General features: G+C 67.9%; 16 protein-coding genes. 7 read left to right on the top strand and 9 right to left on the bottom strand.

Annotation, left to right across the window (positions count from 1 at the left end):
- Window positions 1-94: 94 nt before the first annotated feature.
- From AC1DN2_RS10375 to AC1DN2_RS10385, 3 genes are all read right to left on the bottom strand, one after another.
- On the bottom strand, window positions 95-412 hold the full coding sequence (locus AC1DN2_RS10375) for a hypothetical protein (protein WP_476850260.1): 318 nt from the start codon (window positions 410-412) through the stop codon (window positions 95-97).
- 63 nt (window positions 413-475) lie between these two features.
- Window positions 476-781 (bottom strand): hypothetical protein, encoded by a 306-nt coding sequence (locus tag AC1DN2_RS10380; protein ID WP_223913587.1) that lies wholly within the window; start codon window positions 779-781, stop codon window positions 476-478.
- A 154-nt stretch (window positions 782-935) separates the two neighbouring features.
- A complete protein-coding gene (locus AC1DN2_RS10385; RefSeq protein WP_476850261.1) occupies window positions 936-2723 on the bottom strand; it encodes a glycoside hydrolase family 15 protein in 1788 nt (595 codons plus the stop codon).
- A 95-nt stretch (window positions 2724-2818) separates the two neighbouring features.
- Between AC1DN2_RS10385 and AC1DN2_RS10390 the strand changes: the two genes are divergently transcribed.
- Both AC1DN2_RS10390 and AC1DN2_RS10395 read left to right on the top strand, forming a co-directional pair.
- A complete protein-coding gene (locus tag AC1DN2_RS10390; protein ID WP_476850262.1) occupies window positions 2819-3574 on the top strand; it encodes a DUF72 domain-containing protein in 756 nt (251 codons plus the stop codon).
- A 75-nt stretch (window positions 3575-3649) separates the two neighbouring features.
- Window positions 3650-4717, top strand: a complete 1068-nt coding sequence (locus tag AC1DN2_RS10395; RefSeq protein ID WP_230010202.1) for an App1 family protein — start codon at window positions 3650-3652, stop codon at window positions 4715-4717.
- Window positions 4718-4738: 21 nt separating this feature from the next.
- Here AC1DN2_RS10395 and AC1DN2_RS10400 read toward each other — a convergent pair whose 3' ends face one another.
- Entirely contained in the window at window positions 4739-6277 is a 1539-nt protein-coding gene (locus AC1DN2_RS10400; RefSeq protein WP_476850263.1) for a GH1 family beta-glucosidase, read from the bottom strand.
- Window positions 6278-6400: 123 nt separating this feature from the next.
- On the opposite strand from AC1DN2_RS10400, the gene AC1DN2_RS10405 reads away from it, so the two are divergent.
- Window positions 6401-6949 carry a TspO/MBR family protein gene (locus tag AC1DN2_RS10405; RefSeq protein WP_230007698.1) on the top strand — a complete coding sequence of 183 codons (549 nt, stop codon included), beginning with the start codon at window positions 6401-6403 and terminating at the stop codon, window positions 6947-6949.
- A 26-nt stretch (window positions 6950-6975) separates the two neighbouring features.
- Here AC1DN2_RS10405 and AC1DN2_RS10410 read toward each other — a convergent pair whose 3' ends face one another.
- The 3 genes from AC1DN2_RS10410 to AC1DN2_RS10420 all read right to left on the bottom strand — a co-directional run bounded on the left by AC1DN2_RS10410 (window position 6976) and on the right by AC1DN2_RS10420 (window position 8327).
- Window positions 6976-7365 carry a hypothetical protein gene (locus tag AC1DN2_RS10410; RefSeq protein ID WP_476850264.1) on the bottom strand — a complete coding sequence of 130 codons (390 nt, stop codon included), beginning with the start codon at window positions 7363-7365 and terminating at the stop codon, window positions 6976-6978.
- A 93-nt stretch (window positions 7366-7458) separates the two neighbouring features.
- Window positions 7459-7833: a J domain-containing protein gene (locus tag AC1DN2_RS10415; RefSeq protein ID WP_476850265.1), complete on the bottom strand. Its 375-nt coding sequence runs from the start codon at window positions 7831-7833 to the stop codon at window positions 7459-7461.
- A gap of 65 nt (window positions 7834-7898) precedes the next feature.
- On the bottom strand, window positions 7899-8327 hold the full coding sequence (locus AC1DN2_RS10420) for an Hsp20/alpha crystallin family protein (protein ID WP_476850266.1): 429 nt from the start codon (window positions 8325-8327) through the stop codon (window positions 7899-7901).
- Window positions 8328-8463: 136 nt separating this feature from the next.
- On the opposite strand from AC1DN2_RS10420, the gene AC1DN2_RS10425 reads away from it, so the two are divergent.
- Window positions 8464-8751 (top strand): MerR family transcriptional regulator, encoded by a 288-nt coding sequence (locus AC1DN2_RS10425; protein WP_028276131.1) that lies wholly within the window; start codon window positions 8464-8466, stop codon window positions 8749-8751.
- 6 nt (window positions 8752-8757) lie between these two features.
- Here AC1DN2_RS10425 and AC1DN2_RS10430 read toward each other — a convergent pair whose 3' ends face one another.
- Entirely contained in the window at window positions 8758-9540 is a 783-nt protein-coding gene (locus AC1DN2_RS10430) for a phosphatase PAP2 family protein (protein ID WP_230007696.1), read from the bottom strand.
- A 243-nt stretch (window positions 9541-9783) separates the two neighbouring features.
- Here AC1DN2_RS10430 and AC1DN2_RS10435 point away from each other — a divergent pair, with 243 nt between their 5' ends.
- The 3 genes from AC1DN2_RS10435 to AC1DN2_RS10445 all read left to right on the top strand — a co-directional run bounded on the left by AC1DN2_RS10435 (window position 9784) and on the right by AC1DN2_RS10445 (window position 13008).
- Entirely contained in the window at window positions 9784-11433 is a 1650-nt protein-coding gene (locus AC1DN2_RS10435) for a purine-cytosine permease family protein (protein WP_230007697.1), read from the top strand.
- A complete protein-coding gene (locus tag AC1DN2_RS10440; protein WP_476850267.1) occupies window positions 11430-12596 on the top strand; it encodes a cyclase family protein in 1167 nt (388 codons plus the stop codon). Before AC1DN2_RS10435 ends, AC1DN2_RS10440 begins: the two co-directional genes overlap by 4 nt.
- Before the next feature lie 202 nt (window positions 12597-12798).
- Window positions 12799-13008, top strand: coding sequence for a hypothetical protein (locus AC1DN2_RS10445; protein WP_028276129.1), 210 nt, complete (start codon window positions 12799-12801; stop codon window positions 13006-13008).
- Window positions 13009-13147: 139 nt separating this feature from the next.
- Here the strand turns inward: AC1DN2_RS10445 and AC1DN2_RS10450 are convergent.
- Window positions 13148-13419, bottom strand: a 272-nt coding sequence (locus AC1DN2_RS10450; RefSeq protein ID WP_476850268.1) for an enolase C-terminal domain-like protein, incomplete at its 5' end; no start/stop codon positions are given.

Below are 13419 nucleotides of genomic sequence, written 5' to 3' on the forward strand. Positions count from 1 at the left end.
TCCGGAACGCCGCGAGCTGTCTCCTCGGGGGCGTCGGCTGGCGGCTGGCGGCGCTTCAGCCCGGCCGCGGGGCGGACGGCCGAGCGGCAGCCGCCTAGCGGGAGTCGTCGCCGCGGTCCCGGGCCTGCCGGCCCGTGCGGTAGCCGGACCAGAACGCCAGCAGGAGCAACCCGATGCTGATCAGCGCGACCCCTGCCCAGATCCACGGGCCCATGACCATGAGCCCCTGCAGCACAACGGGCCCCGTGGCCACCGGAGCATACGCTACCCAGCCAAAGTCCTCCTGCGTCACCGGCTGGGCAAGAAGGGCCAGCCCGGCGAGCAGCATGGCCGCGGCAGTGAGCGGCACCGCCACACGGCCCAGCAGATTCTTCCGGGCACGGCCGGTGTTCCGATTCCCCCGCGGCTTCATGGCCATACTGTAACCGTTCGGCGCGGCGAACCGGCTGGGGAAACGGCCTACTCGATGATCAGGTCAGGTACGGGCCTGCGCCCTCTTGCCCGCCAGCGAGCCCCCCAAGGTGGAGTTTGAGCGCCCGGCACCGCCGCGCCGCCCCCTGATCACCCGGGCGGACGATCCGGGCACGGCGGCCCGGCCATCGGCGCTGCGGTCCCTGATCAGGCCGGTTCCGGCGATTTCCCTTGCCTGGGCGACGCCGGCAACGGCGGCTTTCTTGGTGGGAAACGTCACTGAGACTGCCATCAGTTGCCCTGCCCCGTCCATCATCCGAATGCGGTAGCCGCCCTCGGGCGCGTCCACGAGCTCAAAATATCCCGCCATTTGCAACACTCCTAGTTCCCTCGTATCCCCCGCCGGGATATTAGTAAGTGTACTTATTTTACGGTGCGGGGAAAGTGCTGAAGGTCCCGCCCTTCGTCCGCCGGCGGTCGCCGCGGCGGGGCCGCGGGGGCCACTGCGGTCGCCGCGGCGGGGATCACGGAAGCGGGGTGTCGCTGCGGCGGACGCCGTCTTCATGCAGTTCCAGCGCGCTCATGACGAGGGCGAAGTGGCTAAAGGCCTGCGGCGTGTTGCCCAGCTGCCGGCCGGTCTCGACGCCCCACTCCTCGCTGAGGAGCCCGACGTCGTTGCGCAGCGCCAGCAGGCGCTCGAACAGCTCCCGGGCCTCATGGCGCCGGCCAGCCCCGATCAGGGCCTCGACCAGCCAGAAGGAGCATGCCAGGAACACCCCCTCCTCGCCGGGCAGCCCGTCATCGCTCTGTGCCGGCAGGTAGCGTCGCAGGAAGCCGTCGTGCGTCAACTCGCGCTGGACCGCATCGATGGTTCCGATGATGCGCGGATCATCCGGCGGGAGGAACCCCACCCGGGGCAGCAGCAGGAGGCTCGCATCCAGCTCCGGCCGCCCGTAGGACTGCACGAATGTGTTGCGGTCGGCGTCGAACCCGTTGGCCATGACCTCGGCGTGGATGGCGTCACGCAGCTCCTCCCAACGGTCCGCCGGGCCGGTCAGGCCGAAGTCCCGGACGCCCTTGACCATGCGGTCCGCCGCCACCCAGGCCATCACCTTGGAGTGCGTGAAATGGCGTTGCGGGCCGCGCATTTCCCACAGCCCGTTGTCCGGCTGGCGCCAGGCCGTCTCCAGATGTTCCATGAGGGCCACCTGGACGTCCCAGGCGTCGTCGGTGTGCTTGAGCAGGGAGTTCCGGGTCAGGGACAGGCAATCGAGGACCTCGCCCCAGACGTCGAGCTGCAGCTGGCCGGCCGCACCGTTACCGGTCCGCACCGGAGCGGAGTTTTCGTATCCCTTCAGCCACGGCAGTTCGAGCTCCGGCATCCGGCGTTCGCCGTGGAGCCCGTACATGATCTGCAGATCCGCCGGGTCCCCGGCGATGGCGCGGAGCAGCCAGTCGCGCCACGCGCCGGCCTCCTCCGTGTAGCCCGCGGCCAGCAGCGCCTGCAGCGTGAGCGTGGCGTCGCGGAGCCAGCAGAAGCGGTAGTCCCAGTTCCGGGTACCGCCGATCTCCTCCGGCAGGGACGTCGTGACGGCGGCCACGATCCCGCCGGTCGGGGCAAACGTCAGGGCCTTGAGCGTGATCAGCGAGCGCTGGACGGCGTCGCGGTAGCGCCCGGTGACCGTGCACTTCGCCGACCATCGAAGCCAGAACTCCTCGGTCGACGCCAGGACCGTTTCCGGGTTCACCGACCGCGGCCGGCCGAGGTGGCTGGGGCTCCAGGTCAGCACGAAGGGCACACGCTCCCCGGCCTTGACCGTGAAGTCGCTGACGGTATGCATCCGCTCACCGCGCAGGGGCGCCTCGGTCACCAGGTAGGCGGCATCAGGCCCGGCGACGGCGTGGATCCCGAGCTCGTCGTGGCGGACCCACGGCACAATATGGCCGTAGTCGAACCGGAGCGCCAGTTCGCCGCGCATCCGCACCGTGCCGCGGACACCGACCACGATCCGCACGATATCCGCCACCTCGTCGCGGGGCGGCATGAAGTCAATGATCCTGACCTTGCCCTCGGGCAAATCCCACTCGGTTTCCAGGATCAGCGTGCCCTTGCGGTAGCGGCGGCGCGTGCATTCCCCGCCGCCCGCCGGCGCCAGGAGCCACCGGCCGGCCGCGGGGGAATCGAGGAGGGCGCTGAAGCAGGCCGGCGAGTCGAAGCGCGGCAGGCACAGCCAGTCGATGGAGCCTTCGGTGCTGATCAGGGCAGCGGTGTGCAGATCGCCGACCATTGCGTAATCCTCGATGCGTACCATGACACTTACAGTGCCACACCGCCGTCGCCCCCGGCACGGTAGAGGGAGCACGGTAGAGGGAGCATGGCGGAAGGGGAAGGGGAAGGGGAAGGGGCATGGCAGGGCACGTGGCCGCTGTGCGGATCGGCACATCCGGCTGGAGCTATGACCACTGGGACGGGGTCCTCTATCCGCCGGGCCTGCCGGCCCGGGACAGGCTGGCATATTACGCGGCCCGCTTCGACACCGTGGAATTGAATGCCAGCTTCTACCGCTGGCCGAAAGAGGGCTCATTCGCCAGCTGGCGCCGCCGCCTGCCCGACGGTTTCGCCCTGTCCGTCAAGGCGCCCCGCGGCCTGACGCACGCCAAGAAGCTTTACGCCCCCGAGGTCTGGGCGGACCGGATCACCCGGTGCTGGCACGAACTCGGCGACAAGCGGGCCGTGCTGCTCGTCCAGCTGCCCCCGGGCTTAGCGCGCGACGACGCCCGGCTGGACTACTTCCTGGCGGCTCTGCCCGGCTGGATCCGTGTCTGTGTGGAGTTCCGCCACCCCAGCTGGGACGACGACGCCGTGTACGCCCTGCTGGAACGTCACGGCGCGGCCTACTGCATCATGAGCGGCGCCGGGCTCCCGTGCGTCCTGCACGCCACCGCGGCGTTCGTCTATATCCGGCTGCACGGCCCCGACCACGACGTCCTGTACGGCGGATCCTATTCCGATGACGACCTGCGCTGGTGGGCGGACCGGATCCGCGAGTGGCAGGCCGGCGGGAAAGACGTCTACGCGTACTTCAACAACGACGGCGGCGGCAACGCCGTCCGCAACGCCGCCACACTGCGCGGGCTGCTGGGTGAGCCGCCACGCTGGTAATCCGGCGTGGCGGGGGCCCGCGTCCGGGGACCCGGCCGGCACAGCCGGAGCCCGGCACTGTGGGAGAGTGGAGGCATGGAATTGGCCTCGCAACCAGCGCAGCAGCTGCCCGTGTCCGGCAACAGGGCCTTCCGGCTCGCCCACTGGGTGTCGGACACCGTCAACGGGTTCCGGCTCAAGACGGCCCGGCGCTGGAAGTTCAGCCCGCAGACAGTCGCCTATCAGGGCTACGGCTCGACCGAGTGGGTCAGGGTACTGGGCCGCGTGGTCCTCACCAGCCGGCCGGTGCCCGGCGGCAAGGCGGAGCGGCTGGCCCTGAACGGCAACCAGAACTTCCGCGGCTGGCGGGCGTTCACGAGCGTCCCGGTCCAGTTCACCGAGGTGGAGATCCAGATCGGCGGCGTCACCACCCGCGTGCATGCGGACCGCGGCGGCCTGGTGGACACCCTGGTTCACGTGGCGTTGACCCCGGGCTGGCATACGGCCGTGCTGCGCGCCGAGGGAACGGAACCGGTCGAGGCCAGAATTTTCGTGATCTCGCCGGACACCAGGCTCGGCATCGTCTCGGACATTGACGACACCATCATGGTCACCGCCCTCCCCCGGCCCTTCCTGGCGCTGTGGAACACTTTCGTCCTGAACGAACGGGCCCGGATGGCGACACCCGGCATGGCCGTCCTGCTGGATCGGCTCAAGGTGGAGCACCCGGAGGCACCGGTGATCTACCTGTCCACCGGGCCGTGGAACGCAGCTCCCACCCTGGCCCGTTTCATCGCCCGGAACCTCTATCCCTCGGGCGCGCTGCTGCTCACGGACTGGGGACTGACGCACGACCGCTGGTTCCGCAGCGGCCAGGAACACAAACGGCGGAACCTTGAGCTGCTGGCCCAGGAGTTCCCGAACATGCGCTGGCTGCTGTTCGGCGACAACGGCCAGCACGATGAAGAGATTTACTCCGGCTTCGCGCAGAAGCACCCGGACCAGGTGGCCGCGATCGGCATCCGGCAGCTCTCGGCCAGCGAGGCCGTCTTCGCCGGCGGCCACTCCGACACCGGAGACCACTCGGAGTCCTCCGTCCCGTGGTTCTATTCGCCCGACGGCGCGGGGCTCGCCAAGGGCCTGCAGGACCTGGATCTGCTCTAGGTTGACCCGGCTTGAGGGGCGTCAGCTCGCCGGGTGCGGCTCTCCGACGTCGGCGGTTTCGTCCTGCCCGCCGGCGCCGCCGGGCTGCGCGGCGCTGCCGGGCTCTCCGGCGGACGCCGCGCTTCGGGCCGCAATGACCTCCTGGAGCCAGTAGTAGGAGGCCTTCGGCGTGCGGACCTGGGTATCGAAATCGACGTGCACCAGACCGAACGGCTGCTTGTAGCCGGCGGACCACTCGAAGTTGTCCATGAAGGACCACACATAGTAGCCGCGAAGGTCGATGGCCTCGGCGGCGCCGCCGGGACGTGTCGCTTCCAGGGCCGTGCCGATGTGGTCTGCAAGGTAACGCAGGCGCCGTTCGTCCGGGATTATCCGTTGGTCCGCCCCGACAGGCTGGACCACGACGTCCTCGAAACTGGCCCCGCCTTCGGTGATGAAGACCGGGGGCAGATCCGGGTAGCGGTCGGCCATCTCGGCCAGGGCGACGGACATGTATTCGGGCTTGACCGGCCAGCCGTAGGCCGTGGTCTCGGTGTCCGGGAACTGCGCGATGTGGAAGGGGGCACCGGGTGTCCCACTGAGGTCGTCCCCCATGGCCTCGGCCATGCCGGGCGGCACGGCCCCCTCACCCGGACCCGCCCCGACAAGGGTGGGCATGTAGTAGTTCAGGCCGTAGAAATCCAGGGGCTGGGAAATCAGCTCCATGTCTTCACTGGACGGGCTGAAGGACGACGAAAAGAAGGTGGCGGCCCGGATGACATCCGGGTATTTGCCGAGCAGCACCGGATCGGCGTAGAGCCGGTTCTGCGCCACATCCATGAGTCCGGCACTGACCTTGTCCAGCGGGTTCGCGGTGGCCGGGACCATCGGTGAGTAAACGTTGGTGATGCCGATGTCGCCCGGCACCTTGGCGGCGCGCAGCGCCTGGAGCGCCAGGCCGTGGCCCAGCAGTTGGTGGTGCACGCTGGGGAGGGCCTTGAGCATGAGGGCCTCCCCGGGCGCGTGCATGCCCAGGGCGTAGCCGTTGGTGGTGACTGTGGCGGGCTCGTTGACAGTCACCCAGCGCCTCACGCGGTCCCCGAAGGCAGCCGCGGCGATGGCGGCGAAGTCCCCCAGCCGGTAGGCCGTGTCACGGTTCATCCAGCCGCCGGCCTCATCCAGGGGCAATGGGGTGTCCCAGTGGTAGAGCGTGGCCATGGGGGAAATGCCGTTGGCGAGCAACAGGTCGATCAGCCGGTCGTAGAAGTCCAGCCCGGCAGGGTTCGCGGGCCCGCTCCCGCCGGGCTGGATCCTGGACCAGGACAGCGAAAACCGGTACGAGTCGATCCCCAGCTCCTTCATCAGAGCCACGTCCTCGGGCATCCGGTGGTAGTGGTCGCAGGAAACGGCCGGACTCTGGTCCTCCACGATCGAACCCGGCTTCGCGGCGAAGACATCCCATCCGGAAGGGCCGCGGCCGTCTTCATCGAGTGCACCCTCGATCTGGAAGGCGGAGGTCGCTACACCCAGGGTGAAGCCGGGCGGAAGAAGGGAAGCCAGATCCTTGGCGGAAGCGTTCATCGACGGGGACCTCTATGTAGTTTCGGTGGTTGGTTGACTGATTTTAGGCTCCCCCGGGGGTGAGCGCCACGACCCTGGCCGTTTGACGGACGCGATGCCAACGGCCACTGTTGATCGGTGCACGTGAAAATTGAACAAGGCGTCAACCGCCGGCCGCCATCGGCGCCGCCCAGCCCCGGCCGGCAGACGGCAGCCCTCCTTTGCTTCCTGGCGGTCTCCCATGGGGTGTCCTTCGTGGCGTCGCTGGTCATTATCGGCAACGCCGGCGGCTGGTACGCGGCGGCAGAGAAGGCTCCGTGGACTCCGCCGGGCTGGGCCTTCGGAGCGGTCTGGACGGTGCTCTACACGACAATGGCAGTGGCGGCGTGGCTCGTCTGGCGCCGGGAAACAGGACTTCGCTCCGGGCGCGGCCGGGGGGCCATGACCGTCTACGCCATCCTGCTGCTCGTCAACCTCGCCTGGGCGCCCCTGTTCTTCGGCATGTACCCCATGGCCGGCGGGGCCGCGCTCTGGCTGGCCCTGCTGCTCATCGCCGTCCATGCGGTGGCCGCCGCCGTCACGGTGGTCCGGTTCGGCCTGATCAGCCGGGCAGCGGGCCTGCTCATGCTGCCGTACCTCTCCTGGATCGTGTTCTCGCTGAGCCTGAACGCCTATGCCGCCGCCAGCAACTGATCCTGGCATCTGCTGGTCCCTGCCGTTCAGAACAGCGACGTCTCCGGCCCGAACAGGAAGACTTTGGCGTGCTCCACGGCCTTGCGGAAGGCATCGTTCCGCAGCGTCACGAGCTGCTCAGCCTCATCCAGCGAGGGTTCCAGATACTCCGTGAAGCCGGGCCTCAGCACCCAGATATCAACCGCGGGCGGCAGGTAGAACACGCCGAAGGACCGGTGCCGGCTGTCTTCATCTGTCCAGACCGGGACCACCGCCAGCGCCGCACCCGTGTCGATGTTGATCCATTGCGCACGGGGCAACGGGGCCTCATGCGCCTCCGGGTCCAGGAACGGCGCCGTTCCCTCGCCCCAGCGCGCTTCGAAGCGCTCGTGGAACACCGGCATAAGGTGCGAATCGTAGCGGCGCCATGCGCTCATGGCTGGTCTCCTCCTCAGTGGATGGGGCTGCTGGATGTAACTGCTGGGTGGGTTCCTGCCCGGGTCAGCGGCCTGGCCAGGAGAGTTTCCCCGTCACGGCCCGGGTTCCCAGCGGACGGGGAGCACGCGCACAAGGGGATCCCGACGCCGGATGATGCGCACCGGGATGTCGCGGCTGCCTTGGCTGGCATGGTCGTTCCGGTGCTGGAAGGTGTCGTCCTCGACGGCCTCGACGGCGGAACGCCAGCCGCCGGCGTCGTACTCCGCCCGGCTCCTGGCGTCCCGCAGCACGGCGAAAGCGTGCAGAATGGCGCCGACATCGGGAGGATCGACGTCAGACTGGCCGACGTCGGGATGGTGCCGGCGCATCAGCGCCCGGAAGGCGCGGCCAATCTCCTGCCGGCCCGCCTCCGGCGAGACGTGCAATAGCGCGTAGTAGCCTCGGGGATCAGGGTTCCTGCCGGGCATGATCGGCCTCCGTTGCATGGAGCCGGAGCCGGAGCGACGCTGCGGGCGCCGCGCCGGCCCGGGGGCTACTTCCCGATCTCCTGCATCTTGTCCTGCGAACGGGTGACTTCAATCTTCCGCGGCTTGGCCGCCTCCGCCACCGGGATGCGGAGCGTCAGGACGCCGTCGGCGTAGTTCGCCTTGACGTTCTCCGTATCCAGGGTGTCGCCGAGGATCAGCTGGCGGCTGAACACTCCACGGGGACGCTCCGAGACCATCAGTTCCACGTCGGGCTGCACCGGATCGCGCCGTTCCGCCCGGACCGTCAGGACATTGCGCTCAATGTCGAGCCCGATCGAGTCGACATTGACCCCCGGAAGATCGAAGGCGACGACGAATACGCCGTCTTCCTGCCATGCGTCCATGGGCATGGGCGCGGGGCGTGCCACCGTCCCGAACACCTGCTGGGCAAGCCGGTCGAAGTCACGGAACGGGTCCGTCCGAATCAACATCATTTCCCACTCCTTCAGCGAGACTTGATCTGCATTCCTTCTACAACCCACCTCAAGTTTTCTGTGGTGGCGGGTATAGATTTTTTATAGCACCGGTGAAACACTGATGCAAGGGAATTTCCGGAACGGGAGGAAGACCATGGCGGACCGAGGCGCGAATTCAGGCCTGTACGCCATCTCGGTCGTGGCGCAGCTGGTGGGCACGGGGCAGCAGAATATCCGGCTCTACGAGCGCCGGGGGCTCCTCGCGCCGGACCGCACCGCGGGTGGCACCCGGCAGTACAGCGACGCAGACCTTGTGGTGCTGCGGCGGATCGGCCAACTCCTGGCAGAAGGGCTTAACCTGGCCGGCGTGGCCAAGGTGATGGAACTCGAGGCCGCCAACGCCCGGCTGCGGGCCGAACTCAAGCGGGCGCGCAGCCGCTGACGGCGCTCAGTCCTGGCTGGTGTCGGCGGTGGAGAGCGTCCCGGTGACCTGTTCGCCCGGAATCCGCGCCGTCCGCCAGGTGTCCAGCGCAATGACGCCGCCCAGGATCACGAGCGAGATCGAGAAGGCGCCCAGGGCATCGGTCATCCAGTGGTAGCCGAGGTACAGGCGGCTGACGGCGGCGAAGAAGATGCCGATCCCCGCCACGATGAAGGCGATAACAGCGGACATGGGGTTCTTCCGGCGCGAAAAGACCAGGTACGTGGTCACCAGCAGGAAGTCGCACGCGCCGAGGACGTGGCCGGACGGAAACGAGAACGTGGAGTCTGCGCCGAAGAGCATGAGGTCGATCGGAGGCCGGTGGCGTTCGACGATGTGGCCGATGATCTGCGCCAGAATGACGCCGGTCAGCATGGCACCGGCCAGGAGCATCGGCCGCCAGGCATGCTTGGCGATCAGGCCCCAGGCCACCGTCACGATCAGGACGATGATTGGCAGGCCGATGGGGCCGAAGATGATCGCCAGGATGATCATGATGATGGTGGTGGGTTCCGCGCGCAGGGTCAGGAGCCAGGTCCGCACGGGCTCATCCGCTGCCGAGATGCCGGCGTGCTGCAGGACTCCGGCGAGGATTACCACGAACAGCACGGCGCCCGCGATCATCAGCACGACGGCGGTCCGGTAGAGATTCCGGCGCGCCGTCACGCTCATGAAGCGCTCCTCCACGACGAACTTTTCGTGGAAGGTCCGCCACCGTCCCTGGGGTTTGCCTGCTTGAGCCTGTGCCATGTCGCTGTGCCGCCTTTGCGCCGTGTTGTGGATGGTCCCCGTTGAAGATTATCCCTGTTATTTACCGGGCGGCGGGCACATGGGCCGCCCGGGCTTCCCGCGGGATGGTCCCGGGCCGGCGGCCGGTTGCGTAACCCGCCGGCCGGACAGGGCAGGGCCTTGCTGTGAGCCGCTTCACAGTGTAGCCTCCAACACAACTTGTGATGCTTATAAAGCAACTCTTAGGAATCAATGATGAGCTGGATGGAGAACAACATGGTCGAGGAAAAGCCTGACGGCGCCGGCGCAGGGCGGAACCGCGGCAAGGTCACCGACGTGGAGACCTACGGCATTGAGCGGATCCCCGAAAAGGACCGCAATGCCAGCGCCTTTGACTTGTTCAGGGTTTCGTTCGGCGGAGCCAACACCTTTGCCACCGCCTTCCTGGGCGCATTTCCGATCCTGTTCGGCCTGTCGTTCTGGCAGGGGCTCGCCGCGACGGTGACGGGCCTGGTTGTCGGCGCCCTCCTGCTGGCGCCCATGGCCGTCTTCGGCCCGACGAACGGAACCAACAACGCGGTGTCCTCCTCCGCCCACCTGGGCGTGCACGGCCGGGTGGTCGGATCATTCCTGTCACTGCTGACCGCGCTGGCATTTTTCTCCATCTCGGTCTGGAGCTCCGGCGATGCCCTGGTCGGCGGGCTGAACCGGCTCGTTGGCCTGCCGCAGGACATGGGCTCGTTCGCCGTCGCCTACGGCCTCTTCGGTGGACTCGTTCTGGTGGTCTGCGTCTACGGGTTCAAGTTCATGCTGCTGGTGAACAAGATTGCCGTCACCGCGGCCACCCTGCTGTTCGTTGTCGGGTTCATCGCCTTCGCGGGCGACCTCAACCTGAACTTCGAGGGTGCCTTCGGCACCGGATTCGACGGCGTCGGCGTCGCAGGGTTCATCCCGGCGTTCATCGGCGCGGCACTGATCGTCATGTCCAACCCCATCTCCTTCGGCGCGTTCCTGGGCGACTGGGCGCGCTACATCCCCACCGCCACCCCGAAGCGCAAAGTCATGGGCGCGGCGCTGCTGGCCCAGCTGGCCACCCTTATTCCGTTCGTCTTTGGCCTGGCCACGGCGTCCATCATCGCCACCAAGGCGCCGGAATTCATGGACCCGGCGGCGCCGAACTACGTCGGCGGCCTGCTGGCCGTCTCCCCGGCCTGGTACTTCATCCCGCTTTGCGCCATCGCCCTGATCGGCGGCATGTCCACCGGGGCGTCCTCGCTGTACGGGACCGGCCTTGACTTCAGCAGCGTCTTCCCGAGGTTCAACCGGGTCCAGGCCACCCTGTTCATCGGGGTCCTGGCGATCGCCTTCATCTTCGCCGGCCGCTTCGCCTTCAACCTCGTCCAGAGCATTTCCACGTTCGCCACCCTGATCGTGACCTGCACCGCGCCCTGGATGGTGGTGATGATCATCGGTTTCATCACCCGCCGCGGCTGGTACGACGCCGATGCCCTCCAGGTGTTCAACCGGCGCCAGACCGGCGGACGGTACTGGTTCAACCACGGCTGGAACCTGCGCGGCATGACGGCCTGGCTGGTCAGCGCCGCCGCCGGGTTGAGCATGGTGAACATGCCCGGCCAGTTCCAGGGGCCCCTGGGCAACCTGGCCGGCGGTGTGGACATCAGTCTGCCGGCATCGCTGGGGCTTGCGGCCGTCCTCTACCTCGGGCTGCTGTGGATCTTCCCGGAGCCGCGCGGAGTGTTCCCGGCGGCCGGGCCGCGCTGGATCCCCTCGAAGGACACCCCGGTGCCGCCGGTCATCGATGCGGCTGGAAACACCGTCGCTGCCGGAACACCGGAGGCAGCCGCGCCGGGCTTGCACGGCGACTTCGACACGGAACTGGTGGGCCAGCGGTGACGTGGTTCGATCTCAGCGTTCCGCTGCGCACCGGAATGCCTGTCTATCCCGGCGACCCGGAGGTCCGGATCGCATCGGCGCTGACCGTGGAGGCCGACGGCGCCAACGTGCTCTCGCTCGGGCTGGGCTCCCATTCGGGTACCCACGCCGACGCACCCCTGCATGTGGGCGACGGCTGGGCAGCTTTGGACGAATTGCCGTTGTCCCTTTTCGGCGGCGTCGCCGAAATCGTGGATGTCCGGGACGTGGCCCGCGGCGGCGCCATCACCGCCGCGCATTTGGCGGGGATCGCCCCGGCGGGCTCGGCCGGGGAGCCTGGGAAACCCGGGTATCGGGACAGTCCAGAGAAGATCCTCCTGCTGCACACCGGCTGCGCAGCGGCGTGGGGAACGGAGGAGTACCTCAAGCACCCATGGCTGGAGGCTGCGGCGGCACAACTGATCGTGGACCGCGGCTACCGCGCCGTAGGCCTGGATGCCCTCAGTGTGGATCCAACCTCCCCCGGCGCCACGCACGGCGACCAGCAGGGCAACCAGCACGGCGACCCGGCCGGCGGCGGCTTCCCCGCCCACGCCATCCTGGCCGGAAACGGCTGCATCATCGTGGAAAACCTCACCGGGCTGGAGCAGGTCCAGCGGGCCACAGACGCAGGATCCGACGTCGAGCTCTTCCTCTTTCCCCTCAATATCCCCGGGGCCGACGGCGCCCCGATCCGGGCCGTGGGCCGGCCGCTGCCGGCTGCGGCGCTGCAGCCGGCAGCGCCCCGCGCCCTCAGCCGCGAAGAGGTCCAGGAGGCAGCCGGCCGCCTGGTCGCCGCCTTCGCCGCCACGGACACCGAGGCCTACTTTGCGGCCTTCAGCCCGGAGGCGACCTTCATCTTCCATCCGGAAGCCCAGCGCCTTGGGTCCCGCTCCGCCTACCGCACCCTTTGGGACAGCTGGCTCGCCGGTGGTTGGCGTGTGCTCGAATGCCGGAGCAGCGAGCAGGATATCCAGCTCCTCGGTGCTACCGCGGTGTTTTCGCACCGCGTGGCCACGACGGTCCGGGTTGACCGGGACGGTGGCCGCGATACGAGCGATGAACGGGAGACCATCATCTTCTCCCGCGCCTCCGACGGAGGCATTGTTTGCGTCCACGAGCATCTTTCGGCCTGCCCGCAGTGATGCCGGGTGATTAGACTCACTGGGACCACCCGGGCCTGGGTGGATCTGCAGGTCAGCCGCCCGGGCCGCAATCTGCGGGCATTTGGCGTCCGCACGGGCCACGCGCACATGCGGCGTGGTGATTTGACGGGCCAATAAATATGACGTTACTGTTCCTGAATCCATTGGGGCCGACTAGAAGTACTCCAAGAAAGACAGAGCGATGACCACCATTACCGAGCCCATTGAGATCCAGGTCGACAACCGGCGCGTGCTCGACGACCGACTCAACGACGCCGTCCGCGGGCTGCAGCAGCTCGCCATGACAACCGGGACGCACGGCATTTTGCTCACGCGGCACAAGCCGGGCCACTACACCGCGGCCCTCTCCGACCAGGTCCCCTTCGGCATGACCCGGGAACAGGTTCACTAAGCAACCAGCAAACCGGACGCTGAGAGCCGGACTCAAAAGAGCCAGGTCCCGGGCGGCTGAGCATCGACTCGCCGCCCGGGACCTTTTTGGTGCTTAAGGCACTGCCATCCGTCAGTGCCAGTTACCCGTCGTGGTCGGGTTACCAGTCATGGACGGTGCCGTCGACGAGGCGGTTGTAGGGCAGGTAGGCCTGCTGGTAGGGGAACGCGGCGGCGGCTTCTTCGTTGAATTCGACGCCGATGCCGGGCGCCTCGCCCGGGTGCAGGTAGCCGTCGACGAAGGTCATGGATTGTTCGAAGACCTCGTTGGTCGCATCCGAGTGCTGCATGTATTCCTGGATGCCGTAGTTGTGGATCGCCAGGCCCACGTGCAGCTGCGCGGCGAACCCGACCGGGGAGATGTCGGTGGGGC

The organism is Arthrobacter sp. 01L42 (assembly GCF_056400005.1).